This window comes from Mobilicoccus caccae, from assembly GCF_030161635.1.
In the GTDB taxonomy this organism is placed as follows: domain Bacteria; phylum Actinomycetota; class Actinomycetes; order Actinomycetales; family Dermatophilaceae; genus Mobilicoccus; species Mobilicoccus caccae.
The window spans coordinates 2,931,356-2,949,834 of record NZ_BSUO01000001.1; the positions used below are offsets into that span (position 1 = coordinate 2,931,356).

The 18,479-nt window shown below is 70.1% G+C and carries 11 protein-coding genes and 2 pseudogenes; 7 read left to right on the forward strand and 6 right to left on the reverse strand.

Translation table 11 applies throughout. The features are described 5' to 3' along the window. Positions 1-35: 35 nt before the first annotated feature. On the forward strand, positions 36-1,166 hold the full coding sequence (locus tag QQK49_RS14360; RefSeq protein ID WP_284304523.1) for a substrate-binding domain-containing protein: 1,131 nt from the start codon (positions 36-38) through the stop codon (positions 1,164-1,166). Positions 1,167-1,360: 194 nt separating this feature from the next. Here the strand turns inward: QQK49_RS14360 and groL are convergent, their stop codons facing one another. Both groL and QQK49_RS14370 read right to left on the reverse strand, forming a co-directional pair. Continuing rightward, positions 1,361-2,995 carry a chaperonin GroEL gene (groL, locus tag QQK49_RS14365; protein ID WP_284304524.1) on the reverse strand — a complete coding sequence of 545 codons (1,635 nt, stop codon included), beginning with the start codon at positions 2,993-2,995 and terminating at the stop codon, positions 1,361-1,363. A gap of 284 nt (positions 2,996-3,279) precedes the next feature. Continuing rightward, positions 3,280-3,561 (reverse strand): DUF3263 domain-containing protein, encoded by a 282-nt coding sequence (locus QQK49_RS14370; protein WP_284304525.1) that lies wholly within the window; start codon positions 3,559-3,561, stop codon positions 3,280-3,282. A gap of 235 nt (positions 3,562-3,796) precedes the next feature. Between QQK49_RS14370 and QQK49_RS14375 the strand changes: the two genes are divergently transcribed. The 3 genes and pseudogenes from QQK49_RS14375 (at position 3,797) to QQK49_RS14385 (ending at position 5,854) form a co-directional block, all read left to right on the forward strand. Beyond that, positions 3,797-4,480, forward strand: a complete 684-nt coding sequence (locus QQK49_RS14375; RefSeq protein WP_284304526.1) for a uracil-DNA glycosylase — start codon at positions 3,797-3,799, stop codon at positions 4,478-4,480. A gap of 71 nt (positions 4,481-4,551) precedes the next feature. Beyond that, positions 4,552-5,282 (forward strand): annotated as a pseudogene (locus QQK49_RS14380) (SGNH/GDSL hydrolase family protein). A 116-nt stretch (positions 5,283-5,398) separates the two neighbouring features. Then, positions 5,399-5,854, forward strand: a complete 456-nt coding sequence (locus tag QQK49_RS14385) for an SRPBCC family protein (RefSeq protein WP_284304527.1) — start codon at positions 5,399-5,401, stop codon at positions 5,852-5,854. A gap of 44 nt (positions 5,855-5,898) precedes the next feature. Here QQK49_RS14385 and QQK49_RS14390 read toward each other — a convergent pair whose 3' ends face one another. The 4 genes from QQK49_RS14390 to QQK49_RS22865 all read right to left on the reverse strand — a co-directional run bounded on the left by QQK49_RS14390 (position 5,899) and on the right by QQK49_RS22865 (position 12,181). Further along, positions 5,899-7,407 carry a DUF2339 domain-containing protein gene (locus QQK49_RS14390; protein ID WP_284304528.1) on the reverse strand — a complete coding sequence of 503 codons (1,509 nt, stop codon included), beginning with the start codon at positions 7,405-7,407 and terminating at the stop codon, positions 5,899-5,901. Positions 7,408-8,190: 783 nt separating this feature from the next. Next, complete coding sequence (locus tag QQK49_RS14395) at positions 8,191-9,252, reverse strand: threonine aldolase family protein (protein ID WP_284304529.1); 1,062 nt, start codon at positions 9,250-9,252, stop codon at positions 8,191-8,193. Next, on the reverse strand, positions 9,237-9,989 hold the full coding sequence (locus QQK49_RS14400) for an SDR family NAD(P)-dependent oxidoreductase (RefSeq protein ID WP_284304530.1): 753 nt from the start codon (positions 9,987-9,989) through the stop codon (positions 9,237-9,239). The genes QQK49_RS14395 and QQK49_RS14400 overlap by 16 nt, the downstream gene beginning before the upstream one ends. Continuing rightward, positions 9,986-12,181: a DUF6421 family protein gene (locus QQK49_RS22865; protein WP_348536196.1), complete on the reverse strand. Its 2,196-nt coding sequence runs from the start codon at positions 12,179-12,181 to the stop codon at positions 9,986-9,988. Before QQK49_RS22865 ends, QQK49_RS14400 begins: the two co-directional genes overlap by 4 nt. A gap of 334 nt (positions 12,182-12,515) precedes the next feature. On the opposite strand from QQK49_RS22865, the pseudogene fdh reads away from it, so the two are divergent. The 3 genes and pseudogenes from fdh to nrfD form a co-directional block, all read left to right on the forward strand. Further along, positions 12,516-15,866 (forward strand): annotated as a pseudogene (fdh, locus tag QQK49_RS14410) (formate dehydrogenase); the annotation flags it as partial. An 82-nt stretch (positions 15,867-15,948) separates the two neighbouring features. After that, the gene (locus tag QQK49_RS14415) at positions 15,949-17,073 is read left to right on the forward strand and encodes a 4Fe-4S dicluster domain-containing protein (RefSeq protein ID WP_284304531.1); all 1,125 of its coding nucleotides are present in this window, start codon (positions 15,949-15,951) and stop codon (positions 17,071-17,073) included. Then, entirely contained in the window at positions 17,070-18,476 is a 1,407-nt protein-coding gene (nrfD, locus tag QQK49_RS14420; RefSeq protein WP_284304532.1) for an NrfD/PsrC family molybdoenzyme membrane anchor subunit, read from the forward strand. Before QQK49_RS14415 ends, nrfD begins: the two co-directional genes overlap by 4 nt. The last annotated feature ends 3 nt before the right edge of the window (positions 18,477-18,479 follow it).

The window sequence follows — 18,479 nt, forward strand, 5'->3', positions numbered from 1 at the left end:
CACTGACCGTCCCGCCCGAAGAGAAAGAGAACGACATGCGCAGGATCACCACGATGGCCGTCGCCCTGACGGCGGCCTCAGCCCTCGCACTCGCCGGCTGCGGCCGCGCGGAGGAGAACCCTGGCAACGGTGGCGGGGGCCAGCCCGGAGCCACCGGTGGCGGCACCGGCGCCGCGGGTGGCGGGTTCGAGGGGAACGCCCTCATCGGCGTCGCCCTCCCGCAGAAGACGTCGGAGAACTGGGTGCTCGCGGAGAGCCTGTTCAACGAGGACCTCAAGGCCGCCGGCTTCCAGGCCGACGTCCAGTTCGCCAACAACGGCGTCTCCGAGCAGCAGAACCAGATCCAGTCGATGGTCACCAAGGGTGCCAAGGTCATCGTCGTCGGCGCCATCGACGGCGGGCAGATCTCCTCCCAGGTGCAGGCGGCCAAGGACGCCGGCGCCACCGTCATCGCCTACGACCGCCTCATCAAGAACACCGAGGCCGTCGACTACTACGTGGCCTACGACAACTACAAGGTCGGCCAGCTGCAGGGCCAGGCCCTCCTCGACGGCATGAAGGCCAAGAAGCCGAACGGCCCGTACAACATCGAGCTGTTCGCCGGATCCCCCGACGACGCCAACGCCAAGGTGTTCTTCGACGGCGCGATGAACATCCTCAAGCCGAAGCTCGACGACGGCACGCTCAAGGTGGCCTCCGGTCAGACGGACTTCACCCAGGCCGTCACGCAGGGGTGGAAGGCCGAGAACGCCCAGAAGCGCATGGACACCCTGCTCGCCGGCAGCTACTCCTCGGCCGAGCTCGACGGCGTCCTGTCGCCGAACGACACCCTCGCCCGCGCGATCATCACCTCGGTCAAGCAGGCCGGCAAGGACGTCCCGGTCGTCACCGGTCAGGACTCCGAGGTCGAGTCCGTCAAGTCGATCGTCGCCGGTGAGCAGTACTCGACGATCAACAAGGACACCCGCAACCTCGTCAAGGCCACCGTCGGCATGATCAAGGCCCTCCAGGCCGGTCAGCAGCCCGAGGTCAACGACACCCAGCAGTACAACAACGGTGTCAAGGTCGTCCCGGCCAACCTCCTCGAGCCGATGATCGTCACCAAGGAGAACGTCAAGGAGGCGTACGCAGGCGACCCGACGCTCTCCAAGCTGACCAACGGCTGACACGAGTTCGCCCGTCGCAACCACGCCGACGACACGAAGGGCCGGGAGGAACATCCTCCCGGCCCTTCGTCTGTGTCGTCGTACCGACAGCTGGGATCAGAAGCCCCTGTCGTTCTGGCTTCTTCCTCCCCTCTCCTACGGCCGAGGGCCCGGGCGCTACGCGCCAAGGCCCTCAACCTGCGGTTCGGGATACGTCAGAAGCCCATGCCGCCCATGCCGCCCATGTCGTCGCCACCCGGCATCGCGGGAGCAGCCTTCTCGGGCTTGTCCGCGATGACCGCCTCGGTGGTGAGGAACAGGGCCGCGATGGAGGCCGCGTTCTGCAGCGCCGAACGCGTCACCTTGGCCGGGTCGATGATGCCCGCAGCGATGAGGTCGACGTACTCGCCGGTCGCGGCGTTGAGGCCGTGACCGTCCTCGAGACCGCGCACCTTCTCGGCCACGACTCCACCCTCGAGACCGGCGTTGATCGCGATCTGCTTGAGCGGGGCCTCGATGGCGACCTTGACGATGTTCGCACCCGTGGCCTCGTCACCCTCGAGGTCGAGACCCGCGAACGCCTTCGCGCCGGCCTGGATGAGCGCGACGCCACCACCGGCGACGATGCCCTCCTCGACGGCGGCCTTCGCGTTGCGGACGGCGTCCTCGATGCGGTGCTTGCGCTCCTTGAGCTCGACCTCCGTGGCCGCGCCCGCCTTGATGACGGCGACGCCACCGGCGAGCTTGGCGAGACGCTCCTGGAGCTTCTCACGGTCGTAGTCGGAGTCGCTCTTGTCGATCTCGGCGCGGATCTGGTTGACCCGACCCTGGATCGCGTCGGCGTCGCCGCCGCCCTCGACGATCGTCGTCTCGTCCTTGGTGACGACGACCTTGCGGGCGGTGCCGAGCATGTCGAGCTCCGCGGAGTCGAGCTTGAGGCCGACCTCCTCGGAGATGACCTGGCCACCGGTGAGGATGGCGATGTCGCCCAGCATGGCCTTGCGGCGGTCACCGAAGCCGGGAGCCTTGACGGCCACGACGTTGATGATGCGGCGGATCTGGTTGAGCACCAGGGTCGCCAGGGCCTCGCCCTCGACGTCCTCGGCCACGATCAGCAGCGGCTTGCCGGCCTGCTTGGTCTTGTCGAGCAGCGGGATCAGGTCCTTGATGGAGCCGATCTTGCTGTTGACGATGAGCACGTACGCGTCCTCGAGGACGGACTCCATGCGCTCGGTGTCGGTGACGAAGTACGCCGAGATGTAGCCCTTGTCGAAGCGCATACCCTCGGTGAGTTCGAGGTCCAGCCCGAAGGTGTTGGACTCCTCGACGGTGATGACGCCTTCCTTGCCGACCTTGTCCATGGCCTCGGCGATCATCTCGCCGATCTGGTTGTCGGCGGCGGAGATCGACGCGGTCGCGGCGATCTGCTCCTTGGTCTCGATGTCCTTGGCCATCGCCAGGAGTTGGTCGGTGACCGCCGTGGCGGCCTTCTCGATGCCGCGCTTGAGCGACATGGGGTTCGCGCCGGCCGCGACGTTGCGCAGGCCTTCCTTGACGAGAGCCTGGGCGAGGACGGTCGCCGTCGTCGTGCCGTCACCGGCGACGTCGTCGGTCTTCTTCGCGACCTCCTTGACGAGCTCCGCGCCGATCTTCTCGTAGGGGTCCTCGAGCTCGATCTCCTTGGCGATGGACACACCGTCGTTGGTGATCGTGGGGGCGCCCCACTTCTTCTCGAGGACGACGTTGCGACCCTTCGGGCCGAGCGTGACCTTGACGGCGTCGGCGAGCTGGTTCATTCCCCGCTCGAGACCGCGGCGTGCCTCTTCGTCGAAAGCGATGATCTTGGCCATGTGCGGTGGTTCCTCCCACACGTTGCGGTTGACGAAGACCGGGCGATGCCCGCGACGGACGAGTCCCCCCGTCGGCACGCCGTTCGCGCGTCCGGGTGAACCCTCATCGGTACCGGTCGATCGGATGCGTCCCGACCCATGCGATGACACGCCGCCGGAACGGCACGATTCTGTCACTCACAGGCCGAGAGTGCTAACCCCATGATTAGCACTCGGGTGGGGTGAGTGCAAACGCCGAGACCGCCGGCTATAGGCGGCGGTCTCGGCGTGTGGGTGGGTTGCGGTCAGCTACCCAGGCGTCGCGCGCTGCGGGCGCGCTGGCGGGAGCTGCGCATCCGGCGCAGGCGCTTGACCAACATCGGGTCGTGTGCGAGCGCCGTCGGGTCGTCGATGAGGGTGTTGAGCATCTGGTAGTAGCGCGTCGAGGTCATGTCGAACAGCTCCTTGATGCTCTGCTCCTTGGCGCCGGGGTACTTCCACCACTGGCGCTCGAAGGCGAGGATGCGGCACTCGAGGTCGCTGAGCTGGGCCTGCTCCGGTGCGGTCGCCGTCGCCCTGTCCTGCATGCGTCCTCCTTCGCTCACCGTCGGGAGCAGGCAACGCCCCCGACGTCGGCCCCCGGTCGGGGCACCGGCTGCCATCGTGCCAGCAAACGACAGCGATGTCATTCACCGCCACCCCTCGACCTCCAGGCGCGTCGCGCCGCTCTGTCTCCCGCGAGGTCGCCGCGTCCGGCCCCGCGAGTCCACCGGGACAGGAGGCGCCGCGCGCCCGCCGCATCGTCCCGATATCGTCGGCCCCATGCCCGCCCCGCTGTCCGAACTCGTGCACCCCACCTGGGCGAAGGCCCTCGCCCCGGTCGAGGAGGACATCACCCGACTCGGGGAGTTCCTGCGTGCCGAACTGGCGGCGGGACGTCCGTACCTGCCGGCGGGCGCGCACGTGCTGCGCGCCTTCGAGCGGCCGCTGGACGCGGTGCGGGTGCTCATCGTCGGCCAGGACCCCTACCCCACCCCCGGTCACGCTGTCGGCCTGTCGTTCTCGGTGGCCCCCGACGTCTCCCCGATCCCGCGCAGCCTGGTCAACATCTACAAGGAGATGCAGTCCGACCTCGGGATCCCCGCCCCGAGCACCGGCGACCTCTCCCCGTGGGCCGACAGCGGCATCATGCTGCTCAACCGCGTCCTCACGGTGCGCCCCGGCGCGTCGGCCAGCCATCGCGGGAAGGGATGGGAAAAGGTCACCTCCTGCGCCATCGACGCCCTGGCGCGGGCGCACGAGTCCGGACAGCCGTTGGTGGCGATCCTGTGGGGACGCGACGCCCGCTCGCTCGCACCGGCGTTGGGAGGCATGCCGCGCGTGGAGAGTGCTCACCCCTCTCCCCTGTCGGCGAGTAGCGGGTTCTTCGGTTCCCGCCCCTTCAGCCGCGCCGACGCCCTCCTGCGCGAGCAGGGCGCCGACCCGATCGACTGGCGACTCCCGTGATCTCCTTCCTCACCCCACCCGAGCAGGGGTGGAGCCGCTACGTCGCCATCGGGGACTCCTTCAGCGAGGGCATGTGCGACGACGACCCGCAGCGCCCCGGGGAGTTCATCGGATGGACCGACCGCCTCGCGGCGCACCTGCACCGGATGTCACTGCAGGCCGGCGGGAGTCTCGAGTACGCCAACCTCGCCGTGCGGGGTCGCAAGCTCGACGACGTCGTCGGCCGGCAGCTCGACGCGGCACTCGAGCTGCGGCCCGACCTGGTCAGCATGGTCGGCGGCGGCAACGACATCCTCCGTCCGCGCGCCGACATCGACGCGCTGGCCACCCGCCTGGAGGACGCGGTCAAGGCCATCCGCGCGACCGGCGCCGACGTGCTCATGGCCACTCCGACCGACCCTCGCGACGCCCCGCTGGTTCGCGCGGTGCGCGGACGACACGCGATGTATACGGCCTGCATCTGGTCGATCGCGCGACGTCACGGGTGCGCGGTCATCGATCAGTGGGGATTCACGGCACTGCAGGACTGGCGGATGTGGGCGACGGACCGCATCCACATGAACGACGAAGGCCACCGCCGGGTCGCGCTGGCCGGATTCACCGCACTGGGGTACCGGCCGGAGGACGTCGACTGGGAGACCCCACTCCCCCGGCCCCGCCGCTGCCGCGCGCCGACCGCATCCGCGGGGATCGCGCGTGGGCCAGGTCCTACGTCGTGCCCTGGGTCGGACGCCGGCTGACCGGCCGCTCCTCCGGCGACGGACGCGACGCGAAGCGACCACAACCCCTCCCGCCGATCTGAACCGGCGGCGACTCACGCCCCACCCCGCCTCGCCGACATCGACACTCCTGCGGGAGGGTCTGGGCCTCGTAGACTCCTTCTCGTTTCGACCGCCACGTTCGGCCACAGGGGGAGTCATGGAATACAGGACCACGGTGGAGATCGCCTCGGACATCGGCACCGTCTGGGCCGCTCTGGCCGACCCGGAGGCGTGGCCGATCTGGCAGAAGGACGTCAAGAGCGTCGAGGCGGCTCGGCCCGGTACGCCGATGCGGTACGGGTCGGAGTACACGGTCAAGCAGGTGTGGTGGAAGTTCGACACCCAGAAGATCCAGATCCGCGAGGTCGAGGACCGGCGCCGACTGGCCTTCGGGGCGACGACCACGGCCGGCGAGTTCGTCTTCGAGTACCTGCTGAGCGAACGCCCCGACCGGCGCGTGGTCGTCGAGTCCGTGCTGCGGGCGGCGGACATGACGGCCCAGGCGAGCGGCTTCATGGGCGGCGCGGAGATCGAGAAGCAACTCGTGGCCGAGTCCACGATGTTGCGCGACCACTGCGAGTCGGCATCGCCGCAGGACGTCATCCGCGGCTGAGTCCACAGGGGGCCGGGCCGACCTCCGGCCCGGCCCCCGACCCCTCACCCGCGAGCGTCGCTCCCCCGAGGTGCGGCGAACTTGCGGATCTGTGAGGAGGCTCCGATGAGCGCCAGCCCGGTGAGCACGAAGAGCACGGCGCGCAGGATCCCGTCGACGGCGTGGAGGTCGATGAGGAACAGCTTGGCGACGGCCGCGACGAGCACGAGGTACCCCGCACGGGTCACGGGCGAGGCCGGCCGCAGGATCATCGCGACGGCCACGGCCACCCAGATCACGGTGGTCACCACGGCCGCGCCCATCTCGCGCGTCTCGGAGGCGCCGGGCAGGAGGCCGACGGCGACGACGGCCGAGCTCGCGCCGTAGAGCAGGAACGCGACGCCGACGAGCGTCCGGACGTCGTCGCGGACCTTCGGCACCTGGATGCGCTTCACCGTCGCCGTGTGCGCCGCACCGATCGCGGCCACGAGGACGCCGACCACCACGGCCTCCCACCGCGTGGACTCGACGGACCAGGACGTGACGAACAGGGCAGACAGAGGCACCATCGCGGCGAGCCTCAGGCAGGCGATCGCCGACAACACCAGCGAGGCGCACCAGAGCGCGGTGGACCGTCCCGACCTCGCCGCGAGGAGGAGGACCAGTCCCTCGAAGGCGAGCGCGATGGCGATCACGTCGTCGGAGGCCGGCAGCGCGACGGTGGCGAGGAAGAGATGCAGCACCGCACCGGCCGTCAGCACGGCGCGCAGGCGTGCCCGGTAGCGCCAGGCGGCGATGCCGCACGCCAGCGCGAGCACTGCTGCCGCGCCCGAGTCGAGGGAGACGCCTGCGAAGGCGACCTCCTGGCCGCGCAGACTGAGCACCGTCAGGGACGTGACGCCGAGGGCCGCCCCGACGACGACGACCTCCCCGAGCGCGGTCGCCACCCCCGCGACGAGGGCGGCTGCGGCCAGGGAGGCGAGCAGCCGGACGACGGCGGCGGTGTCGCCGACCGAGTCCGTCAGCAGGCCGACGAGGGCCACGAGGAGCAGCGCACCGGCGGCGAATCGGTACAGGCGCATCCACCGGTGTTCGACGACGACGAGCACGATGGGCAGGAAGGCGATGGTCGCGAAGATGGTGAGCCGGCCCATGGCCGCGTCGTCGAGATCTCCGAGCACCATCGGCAGGACGAGCAGGACCTGGGCATAGGACAGTCCGGCGAGGACGGGCCGACCCCAGCGATGGGCGACGAACACGCCGGCGCCCGCGATGACCAGCGCCGCCACGATGCCCGCCGATGCGGGCAGCCAGCCGTAGATCGTCGTCATGGCGACGACGACTCCGAACGCCGCGGCCGAACTCGTGGCGGCCAGAGCGACCGCCGCGTCCGGCGCGCGGTCCCGCAACCGCGCGGCCACGGCTCCGAGCGCGACGGTGAGCAGCGCCAGGCTGACCACCCGGGGAACCGGCCCGAAGATCCCCGCCGCGATGGCGACGGCCAGCAGGAATCCGACACCCAGGATCGTGACGAGTGCCCCGCCGATGGCGAGCAGACGCTCGGGGGTGAGCACGGTGCGCCGGGGCTGCCGAGGCAGCGCGGCAGCGCCAGAACCGCTCTCGTCGGCAGCACCGACCGTCGGCGCGGCCGAGGTCGGCCCACTCGCGGGGGCGCCTCGGGACGAGCGGCGGCGTCGGCACCTGCAGCGGCGGGTGCGGCAGCGCCGACGTCCTCCGCCGAGCCGCCCTTCCCCGGCGGGGACCACAGGTCGCGCCTGGCGCTCGGCCTGGCCTCGGCCGTCACGGACTCGCTCGGGGATTCCCCGGGGGCGGACGGAACGCGCGGGGCACTCGGGCCGGGCTCTCGCGGAAAGCTCGGGCCGGACGCGGCGCCCGGCGTCGTCCACGCCGGCGGTGGAGGCGGCGACGCAGTCGGCCAGGAGGTCGATCCGGTGCGCGACTGCGGCGCCTGCCCGGTGGACTCGCCCGGAGCCTCGAGGTGAGCGCCGGCCCGGGGCGCTGTCCTGGCCTGCGGCGTCGCGAGCGAGGCGAGCAGACCCTCACGGGCGTCGTCGTCGGTGGTGAGGGTCCGTCCGATCTCTTCGAGCTGCCGACGGATCCCGACGACCTCCTCCAGGAGGGCGCCGACGCGGGGATCGGTGGCGGTGCGGCCGAACATGGGAGCCTCCTGCGAGAGCGGGTATCGACTCCCCCATCGCACCAGGCCGCACCACCTACCGCCTGAGCCCCGATACCCACCTGTGGACGACGAACCTACTCATCCACCGTGATGTCGGCCCCCTCGACGCCGAAACCGCCGGCAATAGGCGGCGGTCTCGGCGTGGGAGAGGGTCGCGTCAGCCCCGGGCCATCTCCTCGTGCACGGCGGCGGCGAAGGCGTCGATGTCGGACTCGCTGGTGTCGAATCCGCACATCCAGCGGACCTCGCCGGTGCTGTCCTCCCACACGTAGAACGCGAAGCGCTCCTGCAGACGGGCGGTCACGGCCGGCGGCAGGATCGCGAACACCGCGTTGCCCTGCGGCTCACGGGTGATCTCCACGACGTCCCGCACCGAGTCCGCGAGTCGCTGAGCCATCGCGTTGGAGCGCCGGGCCGTGGTCAGCCACAGGTCGTTCTCGAACAGGGCGAGCAACTGCGCCGAGACGAACCGCATCTTGGAGATGAGCTGCCCGCTGAGCTTGCGCATGTACAGGGGTCGCTTGACCTTGTCGGGGTCGAGGACGATGACCGCCTCGGCTCCCAGCAGGCCGTTCTTCGTCCCGCCGAACGACACGACGTCGACGCCGATGTCGCTGGTGAACGCGCGCAGCGGCACGTCCAACGCGGCTGCCGCGTTCGCGATTCGGGCGCCGTCGAGGTGTACCGCCATGCCCTTGCCGTGCGCGTGATCGACGACGGCCTTCAGCTCCTCGACCGTGTAGACCGTGCCCAGCTCGGTGCTTTGGGTGACCGACACGATGTTCGGCTCGGAGTGGTGCTCATCGCCCCAGCCGTAGGCGACGGAGTCGATGAGTTCCGGGGTCAGCTTGCCGTCGGGGGTGTCGACGACCTCGAGCTTGAGCCCGGCCAGACGCTCGGGCGCACCGCACTCGTCGACGTTGATGTGCGCCGACCGGGCGCACACCACCGAGGTCCACCGGTCGGCCAGCATCGCCAACGACACGACGTTGGCCCCGGTGCCGTTGGCCACCGGGTACACCTGCGCCCGGTCGCCGAACTGCTCGCGGACCACCGCGCCCAGGCGTTCGGTGTACACGTCCGCGCCGTACGCGCCCTGGTGACCGCCGTTGACGATCGCGAGGGCCTCCAGCACCTCGGGCAGCACGCCGGAGTAGTTGTCGCTGGCGAAACCCCGATGCTCGGGGTCGTGCAGGCGAGGGATCACTGCGTCAGACACTGGCGGGTTCCGTTCAGGTCGGCTGCGGGGGTCTCCCACAGTGTGACCAGATGGGCCGCGAGGTCGTCCACGTGGGTGTACCCGGGGAACTTGCGGTCCGGGCGTTCCTCACGCATCGCGTCGGTGAGGAGCGCCTTGATCTGCACGACCACGGCAGCGGCCTCGGAGTCCGTGAAGGAGTCCGCGACGGCCAGCGTCCACGCCTCGGCGGCCGCCTTGGCCGCAGCGTAGGAGGCGTTCTTGGCGGTCGGCTTCTGCGCCTGGGTCGTCGAGACGATGGCGAACCGGCCGCCCGAGGCGATCAGCGCGTCGTGGGCGCCGCGGGTGGTGTGCTGCAGCGTCCGGATGAGCAGGTCGTGCAGCAGCGCCCAGTCCGCGAGGTCGGACTCGACGATGCCTTTGCCGCCGCGCCATCCGCCGACGAGGTGCAACAACCCGTCGATGTGGCCGTGCTCCGCGAGGACCTTCTCGATCGCCGACCTCGTCGCCGCCTCGTCCAGGAGGTCGACGACGAGCGGGGTCGCCCGGCCCGGGCCACCGGCCTCGTTCGCCCGCTCCACGACCGGGTCCAGCCGCTCGGCGACGTTGTCGATCGCCACCACGGTCGCGCCGCGACCGACCAACGCCGACACGGTCGGCGGCCCGGCCGCCCCCGCCGCACCCGCGACGAGGACGACCTTGCCGTTCAGTCCGTTCGTCTCGCCCCGACCCACGGGTGAGTTGGCCACCGCGCTCATACGGCGGCTCCCGCAGCCTTGGCTCCGCCGGCCACCGGCTCGGCGGCGCCCGCGAGGCCACCACCCACCGTCACGTCGGCGGCGGTGATGCCACGCGTCGACGCCACGACCGGGCCGAGCTTGCGGCTCAGGGCCTCGAAGAAGACGTTGAGCGGGAACTCATCGGGCAGGACCGCGTCCACGAGTTCCTTCGGCTTGCCCTCCAAGGGCAACGCATCGGCCCCCTTGGCCCACACCGACCGGGGGTGCGGCGTGACGTACGCCGAGACGAACTCGTAGGCGGCGATCCAATGCCCGGTCTTGCTGCGGTCGATGCCCTCGCGGTACAGCGTGCCCACGGCCTCAGCCAGCTCACACACGCTCTCCGGCACGCGCCGCCAGTCGAAGGACAGCCGGTTGTCGGTCCAGCGCAGCACGCCGTGCTTGTGCAACCACGCGAACAGCAGCTGACCACCGAGTCCGTCGTAGTTGCGCACCCGGCCGCCGGTGATCGAGAACCGGAAGATCCGGTCGAAGACCACCCCGTACTGCACACCCTTCGCGAACGGCTGGCCCTGCTTCTCCAGCTTGGTCGCCTCCACGAACGTGTTGAGGTCGCACCGCAACTCCTCCAGGGAGTACATCCAGTACGGCATGCGCTGCTTGATCATGAACGGGTCGAACGGCAGGTCGCCGCGCATGTGCGTGCGGTCGTGGATCATGTCCCACATCGCGAACATGCCCTGGCAGTACTCCTGACTGACGAGCAGCCGCTCGGCGTCGGGCGGCAGGTCCAGGTGGAGCAGGTCGGCGGCCGCGGTGGTGACGCGGCGGAACCGCGCGGCCTCACGGTCGGAGAAGATCGCGCCCCACGTGAACGTCGGCACCTCACGCATGGCGACCGTCTCGGGGAACAGCACGGCCGAGTCGGTGTCGTAACCGGGCGTGAAGTCGATGAAGTCGATCGAGAGGAACGCCTTGTTCGTGTAGGTGCGCTCGAGCTCGGCCAGCCAGTCGGGCCAGTACACGCTGACCAGGACGGCCTCGATGTTGCGGTCGAGGTTGCCGTTCTGGGTGTACATGGGGAACACGACGAGATGGACGAGCCCGTCCTCGCGGTGCTCTGCCGGACGGAACGCCAGGATCGAGTCGAGGAAGTCCGGCACCCCGAAGCCGCCCTCGGCCCAGCGGCGGAAGTCCTCCGCGCACTGGGTCAGGTACTCGGCGTCGTGGGGGAACTCGGGCGCGAGGGCGTCGATGCCCGCGCAGATGCGGTCGACGATCGCCGCGGCGGCGCCGAGGTCGTGCTGATCACCGTCGATGGAGCCGTCCTTGCGCTGCAGTGGACGGATCTCCTCGACGGCGGCCTTGAGGTCGAGCCATCGCTGGTCGACGGCGAGCCACGCGCCCGCCAGGCTCGCGCCGGCCTGTCCGCGGCCGGCGCCGGCGGCCCAGGTGACCAGGTTGATCCACAGGGCGCGGTGGTCGAAGTCGTCGATCGAGTCGTCGCCGAACAGGTCGGAGTCGCCGAGCACGACGAGACGACCCTCGCCCGGGCGGGCGGTCAGCGCCAGAGGCGCTCCTGCCGGGTCGGCAACAGCGCTGGTGCGCAAGAGGATTCGCACGTCCTCGGCCTTGCGGGAGTCGCCGTCCTGCACCGTCAGCGTGCCCGCACGGTAGAAGCACACCTCGTCGATACCGGACAGCACCCCGCCGCGCCGGTCGGCCGCGTCGGCGTCCGGGGCTCCCATGACCCACGCCGAGACGCCGTTGAACCGGTGGGTGCCGTCGTGCGCGGTGTCGTTGCGGATCCCGACGCCGAACCGGTCGAGCAGCTCGAGCAGGTTGGAGCCGTACGACCCCTGCTGGCACTCACCGAGGACGACGAGCCCTCCGCCGCCGCGGACGTAGGACTCCAGGGTGTCAAGTTCGGCGGGCGTGAACACGGGGCTGCCCGACCCGCTCGTGCGCTCGGAGCCGGAGTCGGCGGGGTGGGCCACCACGAGGACGTCGGCGTCGCGGAGCACCCCCTCGTCGATCTCGCCCTCGGTGTGCGGCACGACCTCGTACCCGCGGTGACGGAGGGTCTCCGCGGCCTGGGCGTAACTGGCGTCGGCCGGCTGGGCCGGATTGATCAGGGCAGCGGCCTGCAGGTCCAGCGACCATGCCTCGCTGTGTGATTCATCGACGACGACTCGCGGGAAAACGCTCATCGAGCGACACCTCCTCCTGTTGTTCGGGCGATCGGGGTCCACCCATCTCGACTGTACCGTCCGGACGGTCAGTCAAGGGTGGCGCATATCCCCGACGCTTGTCCATACCCTGCGCGCGCCGAAGGGGCCCGACAAGGGGGCCGGTCGCCCCACGTCGACGAACGGTCGCGGTAGCCGAGACTCACCGTCCACCACGAGCCGAACCGGTTGCTCCGCCGCGGTCGAACACACCGGCCACACCGGGCCCGACGCGCCGGACGGAAAGAGCACGTCTCGGAGAGACCCCGGGCCGGGCGCGGCTACAGTGACAGTCATCACGAAACGAGGTGAGGGCATGTCGATCACTCAGGCTTTCCTCGGGTGGCCGGTTCTCCGGCAACTGAAAGAGGGCGACTTCCTCGGGCGTGGGCCCGCGGTGGCCACGCGTCACACGAAGTCGTTGACCACCCGCACGAACACGGCGGATCGGGTCGCCAAGAGCGTGTGCCCCTACTGCGCCGTCGGGTGCGGCCAGAACATCTACGTCAAGGACGAGAAGATCGTCCAGATCGAGGGCAACCCCGACTCGCCCATCTCCCGTGGGCGCCTGTGCCCCAAGGGCAGCGCGAGCGAGCAACTCGTCAACTCCACGACCCGTCAGACCACGGTCCTCTACCGCGCACCGCACGCGAGCGAGTGGACCGAGCTGAGCGCGGCCGAGGCCACCGAGATGATCGCCGACCGCATCCTCGAGACGCGGCGGCGCACGTGGCAGGACGAGGACGAGCAGGGCCGCGCGCTCAACCGCACCATGGGCATCGCGTCCCTGGGCGGGGCGACGCTCGACAACGAAGAGAACTACCTGATCAAGAAGCTCTTCACCGGTCTCGGCGCCGTCCAGATCGAGAACCAGGCCCGTATTTGACACTCCGCCACCGTCCCCAGTCTGGGGGCCTCGTTCGGGCGCGGCGGCGCCACGCAGTTCGTGCAGGACATGGCGAATGCCGATTGCATCGTCATCCAGGGTTCCAACATGGCCGAGAACCATCCGGTGGCCTATCAGTGGGTCACCGAGGCCAAGTTGCGTGGGGCCAAGGTCATCCACATCGATCCGCGATTCACGCGTACGTCGGCCGTGGCCGACAAGCAGGTCTCGATCCGCGCCGGTAGCGACATCGTGCTGCTCGGTGCACTCATCAACCACGTGCTGAGCAACGACCTGTACTTCGAGGAGTACGTGCGCGCCTACACCAACGCGCCCACGCTGGTCGACGAGGACTTCCAGGACACCGAAGAACTCGACGGCATCTTCTCCGGCTACGACCCCGAGACCGGCACCTACGACATGACGTCGTGGGGGTACGACTCGGCCGCCGGCGACGACACGGTCGAGGGCTCGAGCGAGGACCAGCAGGACGAACACGGCAGCGAGAAGCGCGAGCGTTCCTCCGGTGACGAGTACGGCTCCGGGGGCCCCTCGCTCGAGCACGCGATCGTCAAGCGCGACGAGACGATGCAGCACCCCCGGTGCGTCCTGCAGGTACTCAAGCGGCACTTCGCCCGCTACACACCCGAACTCGTGGAGCGCACCTGCGGTGTCTCCCAGGACGACTTCGCCTACATCGCCGAGGCCGTCACCACCAACAGCGGCCGCGATCGCACGACGTGCTTCGCCTACGCCGTGGGCTGGACCCAGCACACGTTGGGAGCCCAGTTCATCCGCACGGCGGCGATCCTGCAGCTCCTGCTGGGCAACGTCGGTCGTCCCGGCGGCGGCATCATGGCGCTGCGCGGACACGCCAGCATCCAGGGCAGCACCGACATCCCGACGCTGTTCAACCTGCTCCCCGGCTACCTGCCCATGCCGAAGGCCGGCACGCACGACACGTTCGACGACTACATCAAGGCCATCTCGAGCAAGGACCAGAAGGGATTCTGGACCGAGGCGGACACGTACACCGTCAGCCTTCTCAAGGCCTGGTACGGCGACGCCGCCACCCAGGACAACGACTGGTGCTTCGACCGGCTGCCGCGCATCAACGGCAACCACAACACCTACGCCACGATGATGGGGATGATCGACGGGACGGTCGAGGGGTACTTCCTGCTCGGCCAGAACCCGGCGGTCGGCTCCAGCCACGGACGCCTGCAGCGCGAGGCGATGAGCAAGCTCAAGTGGCTCGTCGTCCGCGACCTGGCGCTCATCGAGTCCGCGACGTTCTGGAAGAGCGGACCCGAGATCGCCACCGGCGAGATGAAGACCGAGGACATCGGCACCGAGGTGTTCTTCCTGCCCGCTGCGGCCTACGCCGAGAAGTCGGGCACGTTCACCCAGACCCAGCGGCTCGTGCAGTGGCGCGAGGCGGCCGTGGCCCCACCGGGCGACTCCACCTCAGAGCTGGAGTTCTTCTTCGAGCTGGGCAACATCATCCGGCGCAAGCTGGCCGACAGCGCCGACCCGCGCGACCGGGCCGTCCTCGACCTCACGTGGGACTACCCGCTCGACGAGCACGGCGAGATCGACGCGCAGTCCGTCCTGCAGGAGATCAACGGGCGCTACCTCACCGGTGAGAAGGCCGGGCAGATGCTGCCGCTGTTCACCCAGATGAAGGCGGACGGCTCCACCAGTGGTGGCTGCTGGATCTACTGCGGGGTGTACGCCGACGGCATCAACCAGGCCGAACGCCGCAAGCCCGACTCCGAGCAGAACTGGGTCTCCCCCGAGTGGGGCTGGGCCTGGCCGGCCAACCGCCGCATCCTGTACAACCGCGCCTCGGCCGACCCCGAGGGCAAGCCGTGGAGCGAGCGCAAGGCCTACATCTGGTGGGACGCGGAGGCCGGCAAGTGGACCGGGCACGACGTCCCGGACTTCCCGGTCGGCACCCCGCCGGACTACCGGCCGGAGCCTGGAACGGGCGGACCTCGCGGTCTCGCCGGCGACGACCCGTTCATCATGCAGGCCGACGGCAAGGGCTGGCTGTACGCACCCAAGGGCATGCTCGACGGGCCGATGCCGACGCACTACGAGGCGCAGGAGTCACCGGTCGACAACCCGCTGTACACGCAGCAGCGCAACCCCTCACGGTTCGTCTACCCGCGCAAGGACAACCTGTCGGCGCCGTCGTACGGCGAATACGGCGTGGGCGTGTACCCGTACGTCTTCACGACCTACCGGTTGACCGAGCACCACACCGCTGGTGGCATGAGTCGCTGGCTGCCCTACCTGGCCGAACTCCAGCCGGAGTTCTTCTGCGAGGTGTCCCCGGCGCTGGCGAAGGAACGCGGTCTGGAGAACGGCGGGTGGGCGACGATCGTGTCGCCGCGCTCGGCGATCGAGGCCCGCGTGCTCGTGACAGAGCGCCTGCGCCCCCTGCGGATCGGTGAGCAGACCATCCACCAGATCGGTCTGCCCTACCACTGGGGTGTCGGCGGTGACGGCGCGGTCGTCTCCGGTGACGGCGCCAACGACCTGCTGGGTGTCACGCTCGACCCGAACGTGGCGATCCAGGAGAGCAAGGTCGCCAGCTGCGACATCCGGCCGGGGCGTCGCCCCACCGGGGAGGCCCTGCTGCGCCTGGTGGAGGAGTACCGGTCGTTGTCGGGCATCACCACGCAGACGGGCAACATCAGGCGCCATGTCGACGCGGAGCCGCGCGACTCCTACACCGACGACGCCTTGATCGCGCAGCGCGAGGCCGAGGAACAGCCGAGCCCTGAGGACGACTCGGCCGCCTCCGCCTCGGACGTCCCGGACGTCCCGGACGTCCCGGACGAGAAGGACTGAGTCGATGGGTTTCTGGCGCAACCAACTCTCGGGACCGACCGACCCGGCGCGCGACGCCGGGTGGGAGGATCCGCCGCCGCGCAAGGGCTTCTTCACCGACACCTCGATCTGCATCGGGTGCAAGGCGTGCGAGGTGGCGTGCAAGGAGTGGAACGCCCTCCCCATGGACCGCTTGGGGATGACGGGCGACTCCTACGACAACTCGATCTCCCTCGGCGCCAGCACGTGGAGACACGTGGCGTTCGTCGAGCAGACGACCGAGCGGGTCGAGAAGGCCCGGGAGTCGGGCCGCCGGTTGGTCGACCTGGGGATGCCGTCGATGCGCACCTCCGAGCCGGTCCCCGGCGTGCTGCCGAGGGCCACCGAACAGCTCGTCGGGTCCGCCGCGCGCACGGGACTCCCGCTCACCGGGCCCGGCACCGCCGCGTCGGTGGACATCGCCGATCTGTTCGCCGAGGCGCCCACCGACCTCGACGACACCGACGCCGCGCAACGGGCCGCGGAGGCCGCACTCGCCTCGGGCACCCTGCCCAACTTCCGCTGGCTCATCGCCTCGGACGTGTGCAAGCACTGCACCCACGCCGCCTGCCTCGACGTATGCCCCACCGGCTCACTGTTCCGCAGCGAGTTCGGCACCGTCGTCGTGCAGGACGAGATCTGCAACGGCTGCGGATACTGCGTCGCCGCTTGCCCGTTCGGTGTCATCGAACGGCGTGAGCGCCCCGACGGCGAGACCGGCGTGGTCAAGAACGAGGGCATCGCCCAGAAGTGCACCCTGTGCTACGACCGCATCGGCGCCGACCAGTTGCCGGCGTGTGCGCAGGCATGTCCGACGACGTCGATCCAGTTCGGCGACCTCGAGGAGATGCGCCGCCGGGCCTCCGAACGGGCTCAGACGCTGCAGGCCAAGGGGTACACCGAGGCGCGCGTGTACGGCGCCGACGAGAACGACGGCGTCGGCGGCACCGGGTCGATCTTCCTGCTGCTCGACGAGCCGGAGGTGTACGGCCTTCCGCCGGACCCGATCGTGACGACGGCCGACCTGCCCGACATCTTCCGCAAGGCCGGATTCGCGGGGCTCACCATGCTCGCGGGCGCGGCCCTGAGTTTCATCGGACGGCGAGCATGAGCACCCCTTTCGGTCCCCACTCCGAACCCGGCTTCGATCACCCCGGCCCCTCGACGTCCACCGGCGTCGGGCAGGACGAACCCCCGCCCTCCCCCGGGGTCATCGCCCCCGAGTTGGGCACCGTCGGCGCCGAGCCCACGCCGCCGCGCACGTTCGCGCAGACACGCTCGCGGGTCGACGACGCGACGCCTGCCGTCAAGCGCTCCCTGATCCAGGCCCGCGACACCGCCCGCACCGCCGTGGCCGGGCTCGGCAGCACCGTGCCCCACCTCGTGCGCTCGGTCACCGGCGGAACTGCGCCCTCGGACGCCGAGGCGCGACGCACCCGACCCGCCGAGGAACCGCAGGCGCGCGGTGGCGGTGGCCGTCGCAAGCGGCAACGCGAAGAGATCATGGTGCCGCCGGCGGAGTTCAGCTCCTACTACGGCCGCAACATCGTCAAGCCGGCGCCGTGGAAGCACGAGATCCCCGCCTACCTCTACATGGGCGGCCTGGCCGCGGGCTCGGCGTTGGTGGCGGCCGGCGGTGAGTTCACCGGCCGGCACGAGCTGCAGCGCAACAGTCGCCTCATCGCGCTCGCCGCGCTGGTCGGCAGCACGGGCGCGCTCATCGCCGATCTCGGCAAGCCCAGCCGGTTCCTCAACATGATGCGCACGGTCAAGCTGACCTCCCCCATGTCGGTGGGCTCGTGGATCCTCGCCGGATTCGGTGCCTTCACCGGTACTGCGGCCGTGTCCGAGGTGATGCGCTTCGTCGTCCCCAAGGACGTTCCCGGCCAACAGTTCTGGCCGATCGGTGACCGCCTCGCGAGCCTCGGGGCGGGAGCGTTCTCGGCCCCGTTGGCCGCGTACACGGCCGTGCTCCTGTCCGACACGGCCACTCCGACGTGGCACGCCTCGTACAAGCAGCTCCCGTTCGTCTTCGTCGGCTCCGCGCTGGCCGCGGCCGGCGGCGCCGCGATGACCTGCACGGATCCGGTCGAGTGCGGCCCGGCACGGCGCCTCGCCGTCGGTGGGTCCGTCCTCGAACTCGCCGCGTTCCAGATCATGCAGCGCGAACTCGGGATGCTGGCCGAACCGCTCCACGAGGGCAAGGCCGGCCGGTACCTCACCACCGCCAAGGCCCTGACGATCGGCGGCGCCACCCTCGCCGCCCTGTCCGGGCATCGGCGCAGCACGGCGATCCTCGCCGGGCTCGCCCTCAACGTCGGGTCGGCCCTCACCCGCTTCGGCGTGTTCGAAGCGGGGATGACCTCGGCCCGCGACCCCAAGTACACGGTCGTCCCCCAGCGCGAACGGCTGGAGAAGCGACTCGAACAGCGGCGCCTGGGTGAGCCACCCGAACGCAGCGAACAGGACCAGCGCGTCGCCCACCACAGCGGCATGGCCGTCAACCCCTTCTGAGCC

Bases quoted from the DNA above. Each gene is read 5' to 3' on its own strand.
- QQK49_RS14375 (WP_284304526.1), top strand. From the start codon at position 3,797: ATGCCCGCCCCGCTGTCCGAACTCGTGCACCCCACCTGGGCGAAGGCC.
- QQK49_RS14370 (WP_284304525.1), bottom strand. From the start codon at position 3,561: ATGCAGGACAGGGCGACGGCGACCGCACCGGAGCAGGCCCAGCTCAGC.
- QQK49_RS22865 (WP_348536196.1), bottom strand. From the start codon at position 12,181: ATGAGCGTTTTCCCGCGAGTCGTCGTCGATGAATCACACAGCGAGGCA.
- QQK49_RS14415 (WP_284304531.1), top strand. From the start codon at position 15,949: ATGGGTTTCTGGCGCAACCAACTCTCGGGACCGACCGACCCGGCGCGC.
- nrfD (WP_284304532.1), top strand. From the start codon at position 17,070: ATGAGCACCCCTTTCGGTCCCCACTCCGAACCCGGCTTCGATCACCCC.
- QQK49_RS14360 (WP_284304523.1), top strand. From the start codon at position 36: ATGCGCAGGATCACCACGATGGCCGTCGCCCTGACGGCGGCCTCAGCC.
- groL (WP_284304524.1), bottom strand. From the start codon at position 2,995: ATGGCCAAGATCATCGCTTTCGACGAAGAGGCACGCCGCGGTCTCGAG.
- QQK49_RS14400 (WP_284304530.1), bottom strand. From the start codon at position 9,989: ATGAGCGCGGTGGCCAACTCACCCGTGGGTCGGGGCGAGACGAACGGA.
- QQK49_RS14385 (WP_284304527.1), top strand. From the start codon at position 5,399: ATGGAATACAGGACCACGGTGGAGATCGCCTCGGACATCGGCACCGTC.